We start from the raw sequence: 12498 nt of genomic DNA on the forward strand, positions 1-12498 counted from the left end.
TCCCACACTTGCCCCACTTGTCCCAGACAGAACACAAAAACTCCCGCCCCTGGAAAGGGACGAGAGTCTATTCTCGCGGTACCACCCTAGTTTGGTTATAAGCCACACTTAAGTTCCTTTTAACGGTGGAAACCGGGCCTACCTACAAATCAATAGGCCACTCCCAGGAGAAATTTAACCTCTCAAGTATTTGAAAACCTTAGGAGGTGGGTACCTTCTTAGCTGGCTTACAATCTGTGGCCATGCCTCCCTGAGAAGAAAATACACCTTTTAACCTGATCATCGCATTATCTTAACTAAAAGTTTATTAATTGTTCTGCAGAAATTATAGCATATTCCTTCTATGTTTTACAAGAAACCCCTTTGGCGAACAATTTCATAGAGTAAAATTCCTGTAGCCATGGCTACGTTAAGGGATTCTACGTCTTGGGCCATAGGAATTGTAATGCGCTGGATATCTGCCTCCCTAAACGCTTGAGATGGACCCTTGCCCTCATTTCCAACAACAAGGGCAAGGGGACCAGCAGATAGCTTTGTCTGATAAACTGGGACCCCTTCAATATCTCCCATGAAGACACTTAATCTCTGTTTCCGACAAAACTCTAATATCTCCTCTGGCTGTCGACCAGGTATTAGGACCAAAGAAAAGATTGCTCCCATTGTACTTCTCAACACTTTAGGATTATACAGATCAACAGTCCCTTGGGTTAAACAAACATACTGAACTCCCGAAGCTAAAGCAGTACGCAAAATTGTACCTAGATTGCCTGGATCCTGAACCCCGTCTACAATAAGCATGACTGTTTCCGGATTAATATGTAAATCAGACCATGAATAGTTTTTTTGACGAACAACTGCTAGGATTCCTTGAGGTTCTTCTGTCGCACTCATTTTACGGAGAACTCGTTCATCCACTTCTTCAAATGGAATACCTCGCTCACGCAGCTTATTAAGTAATGGCCTCCATTCTAACGGCTCACGTTCTAAGCAGACATAAACTTTTTTAATGGGCGCGTTTCTGAGGACCCCTTCCTCTACGAATCGCCATCCTTCAATAACAAACAAATTGGCTTCCTCACGAGCTTTGCGTCTTTGTAAGGAGACTACATATTTTACCTGCTCGTTTTGTAAGGACTCAATCATTTTTAAGCCACCCCCAAGTAGAAGTAATTCAAGGATTGCCCCTATCTATATATAAACTTGACTAACGTAAGCCTTCGGCGAAGGCGGTCCCTTCTCGCTATCCTTGGCCAGCGGCAGCCTAGTTGAACTTATGCTTCAGACGACGGAGACACTGTCTTCGCATCATCTGATGGTGTTGCGATGTGGCATGGGGGGCTGATAGTGCCAAAAAGAGGATGCCTTCGCACCCTCTCGTTTTAAGCTTTGATTTGAACTTTTGCTACATTAACTACTTCAGTAAAGGCTGCAGCATCGCTAATCGCGAGTTCTGCGAGCATTTTACGATTAACAGTAACCCCAGCTTTTTTCAAGCCGTTCATCATACGACTGTAAGACATACCATTCATACGGGCAGCTGCGTTGATCCTTGCAATCCATAGCTTGCGGAAATTGCCCTTATTGTCTTTTCTGTGAGCATAAGAATATGCTAATGACTTTAGAACTTGCTCATTTGCTGGGCGATAGAGTTTACTTTTTCCCCCACGATATCCTTTTGCTAATTTTAATATCTTTTTATGACGCTTATGTTTAGTCACGCCTTTTTTTACACGAGCCATTTTTTGAAGACCTCCTTTTACCTCAAGTTTTATAGATAAGCTACGATACTTGCAATCCGTTTTGCATCACTTTTGTGCATTACGGTTGATTTTCGTAAATTACGTTTTCTTTTCGGAGATTTCTTCTCCAAAATGTGGCTAGTGAACGCATGCATGCGGACGATTTTACCAGTTCCTGTTTTCTTAAAGCGCTTTGCTGCGCCACGATGAGTTTTCATTTTAGGCATTTGCGTTATCCCCCTTTTGCTATTAGTCGTGTTTGATTGAAGCTAGAATCATGATCATATTTCGACCCTCAAGTTTAGGTTCGCGCTCTACAGTAGACTCTGCTTTGCAAAACTCAGCAAGTCTTATACATAAAGCTCTGCCTAACTCAGGGTGAGTCACTTCCCGCCCGCGGAACATGATCGTCACCTTGACTTTATCCCCATCCTGAAGGAATCTTTGGGCATTACGGGCTTTAGTTTCGAAGTCATGGTCCTCAATATTCGGACGCAATTTAACTTCTTTGATTTCCATGCTTTTCTGCTTTTTACGAGCTTCTTTGTCACGTTTAGCTTGCTCGTACTTGTATTTACCGTAGTCCATTAGCTTACAGACCGGGGGTTTAGCCGTCGGCGCAATCTCGACCAAATCTAACGATTTCTCGATTGCCAGGCTCAAAGCATCCCTAGTTGCCATGATCCCAAGTTGCTCTCCTTCTTCACCGACGAGACGAACATCTCTAATGCGGATTTCGTCATTAATTCTTAAGTCCTTGCTAATAAGAAACCACCTCCTAAAAATCTATCAAACTAAAACAAAAAGACGGGTGTATACCACCCGTCTTCTAAACAATCGCGAGCAAATACTAGCTCAGGACCAGAAGATACCTTACCGACGTTTGCCGTAAGGTGAGAAGCGGATGGCTTCTGCTTGACTTGAATATCTTACATCAAAAGACCGCTCTTGTCAATTCCTTTTATTGTAAATTGTTTTCCTCTATCTACTCAGAAAGGTAGGGGCAATTCATGGATTGCCCCTCTGCATAATCTAATCTTCTTTGAGATTCGATTTGAGGATTTTTTTACTCTTAATTTCCTCCTGAATAAGAAGGATAAACTCATCAATCGTCATCTTTTCTCCAGCATTACCTTGACCGTACCTTCGGACTGCAGCCATGTTTGACTCCGCTTCTTGATCTCCGACTACTAAGGTAAACGGAATCTTTTCCGTTTGAGCCTCTCGAATTTTATACCCTATCTTTTCTTTACGTTCGTCCGTTTCTACTCTGATATCGAGTTCGTTGAAGCGAGTAGCGATGGATTTAGCATAATCGTGATGCCGCTCGCTAATCGGTAATATACGAACCTGAATAGGCGCCAGCCAAACAGGAAATGCTCCCGCGTAATGCTCTGTAATAAGAGCAATAAACCGTTCAATACTTCCATAAACAACTCGGTGAATCATCACTGGACGATGCTTTTGTCCGTCTTCTCCGATATAGGATAAGTCAAATTTCTCGGGCATTTGAAAATCAAGTTGAATCGTTCCACACTGCCAAGTCCGATCGAGGCAATCCTGTACATGAAAATCGATTTTAGGACCGTAGAAGGCCCCGTCGCCGGGGTTAACCTTATAGTCTATACCTTTCTCTTCTAAGGCTTCTTGAAGAGACTTGGTCGCTGTTTCCCAATCCTCATCCGAACCCATGGAATCTTCAGGTCGGGTCGATAATTCAACATGATAATCAAAGCCAAAGATCTTATAGAAATAGTCAACTAGTTCAATAACTCCAATAAGCTCTTCCTTAATTTGAGATGGGAGCATAAAGATGTGCGCATCATCCTGAGTGAAGTTTCGAACCCGGAGTAATCCATGGAGAGCACCTGATAGTTCATGTCGATGCACAAGTCCCAGCTCCCCCACTCGAAGCGGTAGATCGCGGTAACTGCGCATTTTGGTCTTATACATGATCATACCACCTGGACAGTTCATAGGTTTAACTGCAAAATCTTGCTCGTCAATTTTAGTAAAATACATGTTTTCTTTATAATGATCCCAGTGACCAGATTGTTCCCACATCAAACGATTTAGAATTATTGGAGTTTTAATCTCTTGATATCCACGCCTACGATGTTCCTGCCTCCAGAAATCTTCGAGGGCATTCCGCAAGATCATACCTTTAGGGTGGAAAAACGGGAACCCTGGGCCCTCATCGTGTAAGCTAAATAGATCGAGCTCTAGCCCGAGCTTACGATGATCACGTCGTTTTGCTTCTTCCAACTTAAACAGGTGATCTTCCAAATCTGCCGCTTTAGCGAAGGCTGTTCCGTAAATTCGCTGAAGCATCTTATTTTTCTCACTACCGCGCCAATACGCACCCGCCAAGTTCATAAGTTTAAAGGCTTTAATGCTTGCCGTGGAAGGCAGGTGTGGCCCTGCGCAAAGGTCAGTGAAACTGCCTTGAGTGTACATCGAAATTGTTGCATCATCCGGAAGACCTTCAATGAGTTCGACCTTATATTTTTCACCCAATTCCCCAAAATGGGTTAGTGCCTCAGCTCGAGAGACTTCTCTGCGTTTAAACTCATGTTTTTCCTTTACGAGACGGTTCATTTCCTTCTCTATACTAGCTAAGTCATCCGGAGTAAAGACATGTTCCGAGTCAAAGTCATAGTAATATCCTTTAGCGATGGACGGTCCGATCCCAAACTTTGTCCCCGGAAATAGATTACCTACCGCTTCTGCCATCAAGTGTGCCGTGGAATGCCTTAGTACATCTAATCCCTCATCACTATCTATGGTTACGATTTCTACCGCTGCATCTTCTGTAAGCTGATAGGAAAGATCCTTCATCTTATCATTGACTTTCCCGGCTACAGCTACCTTTGCTAATCCTCGTGAGATAGAGGCTGCAAGCTCTTCTATAGTTGTTCCTTGTTCTACCTCGCGTATTGAGCCGTCTTTTAAAGTAACCTTAATCACCGAAATCACTCCCTATTCATCAAAATAAAAAAACCTCGTCCCTAGTAGGGACGAGAGTTTACTCCCGTGGTTCCACCCAATTGAAAGGTTATTAAAACCCCTTTCACTCGATTTCCCTTAACGCGGGGTACGGCTAAGCTTACTCATTTCAGCCTAACACTCAAGGGTGGTTTTCTCCTTGCCGCTCGTGAGAAATGCTTACAGCCTTTGGCATTCCCTCTCTTACACGATATCAGTTCAGGGTACTATCCCTTTCAACGATTTTTGCACAATATATTTCATTATAATCTCAACCTATTAATAGATTCCTTATTGCATACTTCTCGCCATCTTTAGCTACAGGGATACTTAGCCATTCATGTCCATCGCCTGTGGCTTTTACGATAAGCTAACCCCTGCGAAGACGCGTCTTCGCTCCCCTGAGTTAACACCTTCGAGGACAGGGTCGTAGAAGGTAAGTCCAAGTTTTATATACACAATTATAAGGAACTTATTTATTATAGCAAACAAATCTCTTATCTGTCAAAACTTTTCACACAAGGAACATCCTTGACAATCATGTACACGATCTCCAAAAACATCTCGAATCGTTTCAAGCGTATCTTTGTACCCTTCGTAACGGATATGTAATGTGATTTCCCGGGGCGCAACAGCAATAAGTGCACTGACCAATAAATCCTCATACCCTAGTTCATGGACATTATCGAGTTGGTAGTCTTCTAGAAACTGATGGGTTACTTTAGCCCCTTCGTTGTTATAAAGATGAAACTTACCTTGCGGCGTCATTCCAACATGAAGATACTCTAACTTTGGTTTTTGACTATCTACAAAGTGTTTTAGAAGTTGAATAAATTCTGAGTACTCTTTTTCAACGACATACTCATCAATAGCAAATTCAACCGCTTTATTCACTTCGTTCTTATAGTCATGGGCACGAAACCGCAAAAACCCTTCGATGTCAAATACAGAACTACGATCCAAGCAACCTAATATCTGTGTAACTAGGCTTGTTTTGCGATTAACACGATATCCCGGGACTTGCCCTAGCCCTTGGTTCAAATAGTCTAAAGCCTTGTTAAGTAACAATTGCCAGTTTTCTTGTTTTAAATAATGTCTCTTCTTTAGCATCTGAACAACGTGGTCTTTTTCCCAATGATGCAAAATTGTCTCTGCTAAGGCATTAGCTAAATAGTAACGGTGAATCTTTTGAACCATACCTTCATCTTCTGTTGCTTCCAACGCAGAATCTTGAAACTGACACTGGATAATCCAACGTTTTCCCTGCTGGTGCTCTATAATTTGAAAGGGAAGTTCTTCTTGGTCACGCAGTTCTCGTAATCGTGCACAGATACTCTCCCGATAATATTGCGTCCCTAATTGTACGGAATGTTCCACTGGCACCCCTCCATAGTAATGTATATGACCTTCTTTAAGCCATATTTCGGTTGGGCCAATCTATTAGCACTTTTAATTTTTAAAAACGCCTCTACATTCCTTAATATTTCCAAAAACGCAATCTTTCATTCTTATCAGACATGACAAGGGGACGGTCCTTTTGACACGAAAGTTTCGTGTCAAAAGGAACCGTCCCCCATCGACATGCATAGGACTTGGTTGATTAATCTCCAGCAGTTTCTAGAAGCTCTAATACATAGTTAGGCAAGGCGAAGCATCCTTTGTGGATTTCTGTATTGTAATACTTTGTTTTAATCCCAAGACTATTCCATGCCTGTTCATCTATGTGAGTTACTGGGTCATAGGTTTTAGAGGCAAAACCAAACAACCAGTGACCCGAGGGGTAGGTTGGAATGTGCGCCTGATAAACCCTGCAAACCGGAAAGAATTGCCTAATCCGTTTATGAGCCCTTTGCATAGCTTTAGCATCATCAGCATAATAAGGACTTTCATGCTGATTGACGAGGATGCCATCATGCTTTAAAGCCTTATAGCAGTTACCGTAAAATTCCTTCGTGAAGAGCCCTTCTCCCGGTCCGAAGGGATCTGTAGAGTCGACAATGATTAGATCATAAGAATTTTCCTTGGAGCGAACAAATTTCAGTCCATCTTCAAAATACAGCTGTACTCTTGGATCGTCTAACTTACAGGCTGTCTGAGGAAAGTATTCTTTGCACACATCCACAACCATTTTATCGATTTCCACCATATCAATGTTTTCGATGGAACTATAGCGCGTCAGCTCTCTTACTGTTCCGCCATCTCCCGCGCCAATGACTAAAACATTTTTAATCTTGAGATTGGTAGCCATAGGCACATGAACAATCATGTCATGATAGATAAATTCGTCCTTTTCTGTGATCATCATAAAACCATCTAAGGTGAAGAAGTTACCAAATTCTTTAGAGTTAAAAACGTCAATCCTTTGGAATTCACTCTCACCTGTATAAAGAGGCTTTTCCACTTTGATAGAAAAACGAACGTTGTTTGTGTGCTGTTCTGTATACCATAATTCCATGTTATACTTCCTCCACAACTCTAATGTTCTCAATTGTCATATCCTCTGTACCTGTTAGGGAACTGCCTTTGGACTTAGCGTAGGCGATGTAATCAATGATTTCGTTTGTTATCCGCTCTCCTGGTGCCAAGATAGGGATACCTGGTGGATAACACATGACAAACTCCCCACTTATAAACCCTGTGCTCTCCTTGATAGGGACAGAATGTTGATCTGCATAAAATGCTTTCTGAGGTGTCATTACCACCTCTGGATTAATATACTCATGATCAAGCATTCCCTTTTTATCCCTCATATATAGTCTTTTTATTTCAGAGAGCGAAGATACTAGACGTTCCAACGCGAGTGCACGATCTCCAACGGAAATGATAGCTAGAATATTACCAATATCACCTAACTCGATCTGAATTCCGTAGTCATCACGGAGGATATCGTAAACCTCAATTCCTGCCAGACCTATTTCTCTTGTATGAACAGAGAGCTTTGTGTGATCAAAATCGTACACTGAATCTCCATTAATTAGTTCTTTAGAAAAAGCATAGTATCCACCAATTTTATTGATTTCCTCTCGCGCATAGTTAGCAAGCGCAGAGGCTTTTTCAAAGATGCTCTTCCCTGCTAAGGCTAAATTGCGTCTGGAAATATCCAGGGAAGAAAGCAAAAGGTAGGAGCCACTAGTAGTTTGGGTAAGATTGATTGTTTGTCGTACATGGCCAGTGCTTAGACGTGTGCCTTTTAATAAAAAGGAACTTTGAGTCAGGGATCCGCCTGTTTTATGCATGCTTACAGCTGCCATATCAGCTCCTGCTGCCATGGCACTGATCGGTAGATTGTCGCCAAAGTAAAAATGTGATCCATGTGCTTCATCTACGAGGACATACATATTATGACGATGTGCAAGCTCTGTAATGGTCTTTAAATCCGAGCAAATACCATAATAAGTCGGATTATTAACGAAAATTGCTTTGGCATCTGGATTTTTAGCAATAGCCTTTTCTATATCCTTTATAGACATACCTAACGGTATTCCTAACATTTTATTAACACCTGGATTAACATAAACAGGGATTGCCCCACTAATGATAAGCGCATTAATGGCACTTCTATGAACATTTCGTGGCATAATAATTTTTTCGCCTTGTTTACATACGCTCATAATCATCGCTTGAACGGCTGAGGTGGTGCCATTAACCATAAAAAAGGCATGGTTAGCACCAAAAGCATCTGCTGCTAACTCCTCCGCCTCCTTGATTACAGAGACCGGATGAACAAGGTTGTCTAGTGGTTTCATGGAATTGACATCTACTGCGAGGCATTTATCGCCTAGGAATTCTGTAAGTTCTGGGTTTCCTTTGCCTTGCTTATGCCCTGGGACATCAAAGGGTACTACTCTCATTGATTTGTATTTGAGAAGCGCTTCATAAATCGGTGCCTTGCCTTGCCAAAACGAATTCATAAGAACCACCACCTTACCCTAAGTATGATATATGGGGACATTCCTGCCACTATAGCATTTCTAATCTTGCTACAAGTATTCTAAACAACCAATGTATAAATGACTCCACAATAAATTTAGTACATATAACATCTTGATAAAATTAAATTACCCATTGACCTAAATCAATGGGTAAAATCAGCTCTTGTCAATAGACACATTTATTTTAAAATTACCTTTTTCATATGGTGGGTTTGAGAGGACTCGAACCTCCGACCCCCGCGATGTCAACGCGGTACTCTAACCAGCTGAGCTACAAACCCATATGGTGCCGATGACCGGAATCGAACCGGTACGGATGTTAAGTCCGCGGGATTTTAAGTCCCGTGCGTCTGCCAGTTACGCCACATCGGCAAATTGATTGGAGGCGGCACTCAGATTTGAACTGAGGAATAGAGGTTTTGCAGACCTCTGCCTTACCACTTGGCTATGCCGCCAAATTATTATGGAGCGGGTGACGAGATTCGAACTCGCGACTTTCACCTTGGCAAGGTGACACTCTACCACTGAGTTACACCCGCGTGGTGCCTCAGGACGGAATCGAACCGCCGACACGAGGATTTTCAGTCCTCTGCTCTACCGACTGAGCTACCGAGGCATTTATCGAGGTACGAGGTCCGAAATTCAATATTCGAACTCAGGTATTCCTCTTTAGGGTTCTTTTCTCAGATCCATGTTCTAAGCTCTATTAGCGAAGAAGTTTTACCTTCACCTTTCGAAGCTCGAATCACGATCTTCGAATATCGATAATGGCGACCCCGATCGGACTTGAACCGACGATCTCCTGCGTGACAGGCAGGCATGTTGACCACTACACCACGGGGCCCAACTCGATGTTCGAGGTACGAAGTTCAAAATACGAACTTTGCCTCTATCTCAAAGTCTTATCCGAGAATCTTTCAAATCTCGTATGTCAAACTTCGGATATCTAGATTGGTGGGCGATGACGGGCTCGAACCGCCGACATCCTGCTTGTAAGGCAGGCGCTCTACCAACTGAGCTAATCACCCGAGAACTGACGATTATCAGTATACACAAAAAACAGCGATGTGTCAAAGCCTTTTTTTTCTACATTAAAAAATATACTTTTACATTGTATAGACACCGCTTCGCTCAATTCGATGATACTTTTTTTTGTTTTACAATAACTTCTTCAATACTAATTGAGCGAGTATGTTTAGTATGTGACCACTGTTTATCTTTACGATTGATAAATCCTAAAAACACGATTGGAATCCAGCTATAAATGAAGATAGGATATAGAATAAGCCCTACATAGGCACGCCAGGGTATACGGTCAAGTGCCAATGCCGCTACTGGATAAAGATATTGAAAAGCGGATAAGATTTGCCATCCCGTCCACGGCATCACTAAAGTGAATACCCGGGTGTATTCCGGTTGAAAAGCATCTATCAGATTAGTCAACATAAAGAAAGTAGCAATCATTACAAGTGCAGGTTGAAAAAGATGTATAGCTGCATCAAAATACATAACTTTCTTTTCCCGTATTCCTTTAATAATTAAGGGGAAGAAATACCGTCCTGCTACGTCGACCTGTCCCTGAGCCCAACGTTTTCTTTGGTTCCAAGCCTGGATAAAGGTCAATGGTTTTTCATCATAAACCACCGCATCGTGAGCCCAGGTCGTTTTGATACCGTGGGATAACGCTTTCATGCTGAACTCAAGGTCCTCAGTTAATGATGTAGCCCCCCAGCCAAATTCTTTTAAAACATCTGTAGAAATACACATGCCCGTTCCACCTAATACATTAGAGAGACGCCCAGTATTAAACCTTGCAAGTTGTAACATTCTATTTGTTACCCAAAACGCAATAGAGAAAGTATTGGTAACCCAAGTATCAAATGGGTTTTTAGAGTCTAAATAACATTGAACAATTTTATGCCCTTGGCAAAGCTTACTGTTCATTTCAAACAGGAAGTTTTCCTTAACGAGGTTATCAGCATCAAAAATTACTATCGCATCGTACTGTCGCTCCATATTAAATAAACGATGGAACATCCACTCCAACGCATATCCTTTGCCGCGCTTTTCCGTATTAAACCGCCGATGGACGATTGCACCTGTATTTTTTGCTATCAAGGCAGTTCTATCCGTACAATTATCTGCAACAACAAAGATATCGTATAATTTCTTTGGATAATCAAGTTGAAGAAGATTTTCGATTAATGGGCCAATAACGGCCTCCTCATTATGAGCCGCAACAACTATTGCAAAGGTCTTCTCTGATGTATGTATTTTAAGTTCCTGTTTCCGGAATAGCCCAAACATCGAAAGAATGAAATAGTAAAAGGTCAAAAAGATAATAATAATTTGAACTGGTAGCATGATAACATTAAATATCTGAGTACCTGTAACTCCAGATAAAAAATCCACAGATTCAACCCCTTTCTTAACCCATAAAATTTTAACATAGGAATGGTTACCTATGCAAGAAGAGAGATACGACAATAATAGACAGATTGTCCGCTTGCAACTTATACTTACCACGGAAGTCGTAGGATTTTTTAGTAGTAGTTTCTCTCTTAGTCTATTCTTAGCTTGTACATTTTACTGAGTCTGTATTAAACTTGTATTTTATTTTATCTTAACTTAGAACTATTTACAGTATATTTCTATTAAACTTAATAATTTCTAATAATAATATAAACCTCTAATAGAAATAGAGATCAATATCTAATACCTTACGAGCCTTAGCTACTGCATAAAACAAGAAATAGACTCACATTTTTTAAGTACTGCAGGGGGCTAGATATGTATTACGATTTACGATTCATTGTTGGTCAACGTCGTTCACTTAGCTTTAGTAAGCAAAACGTAATTAGTGAGCCAACAAATAGTAGAAATAGAAAGCTTGCTTTTATTCCAAAAGCTAGTGAATACCAGTAGACTTCTCCGACACGTGGACCAGATACCCATGGAACAAAGGATCGGAAAATATAAGCAAATCCTCCTCCAATTACAACAAATAGTAAGACTGCTGAAAGCAACAATAGTATGCCCATCACACCTATAGGCGTATCCAACCTCCAACGACGTATTAAGTCACGTTTCAGCCATTGTAATTCTATGTTAAGTACCCTAATCCGTCTACGCCACATCTTTATCACCTCACAACTATTTTATGAGGGGAGTAGTAAAAGTGTTTATGGCAAAAAAAACTTGATTAGTACCTTTTACTGTATAAATATCCTGTAATTAGGGTATAATCGCCGCAAGGAGGTGGTTTATTATGCCAGTTGCGGCACCAGATGGTAAATTTGTACACTGTTCCTATTGCGATCAAAAGTTTCGATTTGGATACGATGCAAGTCTACATGAGAAAGAGAAACACTCCGATCAACTGAAGTCATCTAGTTAATAGCATAAGTTATTATGACATAATTATGAGTAATGTAAATTTTAGCAAACAAATAGAAGACTACCCAACATTTGTGGGGTAGTTTTTCTATTTGTAACTTTGCGGTGATGACAAAGGCCTTTTGGACAGATTCACCTACTTTAAAGGAATATACCTCTAGACGGTGCCTTTCGCATAGAATGTGGCAAGGAGAGCTTTTCGCCACACTGCGTCTCGTAACGCATACTCCTGCAGTGTGGATCCGAACAGGTGGAACCCCGAACCCCGGTATCTTAATTACGAAACACAGAAAGGACTAACTCATTAAGAGATAGTCCTTTCGCTTGTTACCTGGCGATGACCTACTTTCCCAGGAGCTATGCCCCAAGTATCCTTGGCCCTGGAGGTCTTAACTTCCGTGTTCGGTATGGGAACGGGTGGAACCCCTCCGGCATAATCACCAGAT

Annotated in this window: 11 protein-coding genes, 7 tRNA genes, 1 rRNA gene and 2 other annotated features; of the genes, 1 reads left to right on the plus strand and 18 read right to left on the minus strand. The window is 41.5% G+C overall.

The genetic code is table 11. The annotated features are described in order from the left end of the window. Positions 1-348: 348 nt before the first annotated feature. The 17 genes from HGJ98_RS12220 to HGJ98_RS12300 form a co-directional block, all read right to left on the minus strand. Positions 349-1143, minus strand: coding sequence for an RNA methyltransferase (locus tag HGJ98_RS12220; protein ID WP_291351696.1), 795 nt, complete (start codon positions 1141-1143; stop codon positions 349-351). Positions 1144-1379: 236 nt separating this feature from the next. Beyond that, positions 1380-1739, minus strand: coding sequence for a 50S ribosomal protein L20 (gene rplT, locus HGJ98_RS12225; RefSeq protein WP_291351697.1), 360 nt, complete (start codon positions 1737-1739; stop codon positions 1380-1382). 29 nt (positions 1740-1768) lie between these two features. Beyond that, a complete protein-coding gene (gene rpmI, locus HGJ98_RS12230; protein WP_007778139.1) occupies positions 1769-1966 on the minus strand; it encodes a 50S ribosomal protein L35 in 198 nt (65 codons plus the stop codon). Between the two features lie 22 nt (positions 1967-1988). Next, positions 1989-2504 carry a translation initiation factor IF-3 gene (infC, locus tag HGJ98_RS12235; protein ID WP_291351707.1) on the minus strand — a complete coding sequence of 172 codons (516 nt, stop codon included), beginning with the start codon at positions 2502-2504 and terminating at the stop codon, positions 1989-1991. 28 nt (positions 2505-2532) lie between these two features. After that, positions 2533-2662, minus strand: a sequence feature (ribosomal protein L20 leader region). Between the two features lie 109 nt (positions 2663-2771). Beyond that, positions 2772-4706 carry a threonine--tRNA ligase gene (thrS, locus tag HGJ98_RS12240; RefSeq protein ID WP_291351698.1) on the minus strand — a complete coding sequence of 645 codons (1935 nt, stop codon included), beginning with the start codon at positions 4704-4706 and terminating at the stop codon, positions 2772-2774. Positions 4707-4749: 43 nt separating this feature from the next. Next, positions 4750-4973, minus strand: a binding site (T-box leader). A gap of 255 nt (positions 4974-5228) precedes the next feature. Further along, the gene (gene ytxC / locus HGJ98_RS12245; protein ID WP_291351699.1) at positions 5229-6101 is read right to left on the minus strand and encodes a putative sporulation protein YtxC; all 873 of its coding nucleotides are present in this window, start codon (positions 6099-6101) and stop codon (positions 5229-5231) included. 223 nt (positions 6102-6324) lie between these two features. Further along, entirely contained in the window at positions 6325-7179 is an 855-nt protein-coding gene (gene speE / locus HGJ98_RS12250) for a polyamine aminopropyltransferase (protein WP_291351700.1), read from the minus strand. Position 7180: 1 nt separating this feature from the next. Further along, a complete protein-coding gene (locus HGJ98_RS12255; protein ID WP_291351701.1) occupies positions 7181-8635 on the minus strand; it encodes an aminotransferase class I/II-fold pyridoxal phosphate-dependent enzyme in 1455 nt (484 codons plus the stop codon). A gap of 225 nt (positions 8636-8860) precedes the next feature. Further along, a tRNA-Val gene (locus HGJ98_RS12260) sits at positions 8861-8937 on the minus strand. Between the two features lie 3 nt (positions 8938-8940). Beyond that, positions 8941-9028: transfer RNA gene (locus tag HGJ98_RS12265), tRNA-Leu, on the minus strand. A gap of 8 nt (positions 9029-9036) precedes the next feature. Further along, a tRNA-Cys gene (locus HGJ98_RS12270) sits at positions 9037-9111 on the minus strand. Positions 9112-9120: 9 nt separating this feature from the next. Next, a tRNA-Gly gene (locus HGJ98_RS12275) sits at positions 9121-9195 on the minus strand. Position 9196: 1 nt separating this feature from the next. Then, positions 9197-9272 (minus strand) — tRNA-Phe (locus HGJ98_RS12280). Between the two features lie 152 nt (positions 9273-9424). Further along, positions 9425-9500, minus strand: a tRNA-Asp gene (locus HGJ98_RS12285). A gap of 108 nt (positions 9501-9608) precedes the next feature. Beyond that, positions 9609-9684: transfer RNA gene (locus HGJ98_RS12290), tRNA-Val, on the minus strand. Between the two features lie 103 nt (positions 9685-9787). Next, positions 9788-11068: a glycosyltransferase family 2 protein gene (locus HGJ98_RS12295; RefSeq protein WP_291351702.1), complete on the minus strand. Its 1281-nt coding sequence runs from the start codon at positions 11066-11068 to the stop codon at positions 9788-9790. 407 nt (positions 11069-11475) lie between these two features. Further along, positions 11476-11793 carry a hypothetical protein gene (locus tag HGJ98_RS12300; protein ID WP_291351703.1) on the minus strand — a complete coding sequence of 106 codons (318 nt, stop codon included), beginning with the start codon at positions 11791-11793 and terminating at the stop codon, positions 11476-11478. Positions 11794-11924: 131 nt separating this feature from the next. Between HGJ98_RS12300 and HGJ98_RS12305 the strand changes: the two genes are divergently transcribed. Next, complete coding sequence (locus HGJ98_RS12305; RefSeq protein WP_291351704.1) at positions 11925-12053, plus strand: hypothetical protein; 129 nt, start codon at positions 11925-11927, stop codon at positions 12051-12053. A gap of 328 nt (positions 12054-12381) precedes the next feature. Here HGJ98_RS12305 and rrf read toward each other — a convergent pair. Then, a 5S ribosomal RNA gene (gene rrf, locus HGJ98_RS12310) occupies positions 12382-12497 on the minus strand. Between the last annotated feature and the right edge of the window lies 1 nt (position 12498).

The organism is Desulfosporosinus sp. (genome assembly GCF_014237355.1).
In the GTDB taxonomy this organism is placed as follows: domain Bacteria; phylum Bacillota; class Desulfitobacteriia; order Desulfitobacteriales; family Desulfitobacteriaceae; genus Desulfosporosinus.

Bases quoted from the DNA above. Each gene is read 5' to 3' on its own strand.
- rplT (WP_291351697.1), bottom strand. From the start codon at position 1,739: ATGGCTCGTGTAAAAAAAGGCGTGACTAAACATAAGCGTCATAAAAAG.
- HGJ98_RS12255 (WP_291351701.1), bottom strand. From the start codon at position 8,635: ATGAATTCGTTTTGGCAAGGCAAGGCACCGATTTATGAAGCGCTTCTC.
- HGJ98_RS12220 (WP_291351696.1), bottom strand. From the start codon at position 1,143: ATGATTGAGTCCTTACAAAACGAGCAGGTAAAATATGTAGTCTCCTTA.
- HGJ98_RS12305 (WP_291351704.1), top strand. From the start codon at position 11,925: ATGCCAGTTGCGGCACCAGATGGTAAATTTGTACACTGTTCCTATTGC.
- rpmI (WP_007778139.1), bottom strand. From the start codon at position 1,966: ATGCCTAAAATGAAAACTCATCGTGGCGCAGCAAAGCGCTTTAAGAAA.
- HGJ98_RS12300 (WP_291351703.1), bottom strand. From the start codon at position 11,793: ATGTGGCGTAGACGGATTAGGGTACTTAACATAGAATTACAATGGCTG.
- speE (WP_291351700.1), bottom strand. From the start codon at position 7,179: ATGGAATTATGGTATACAGAACAGCACACAAACAACGTTCGTTTTTCT.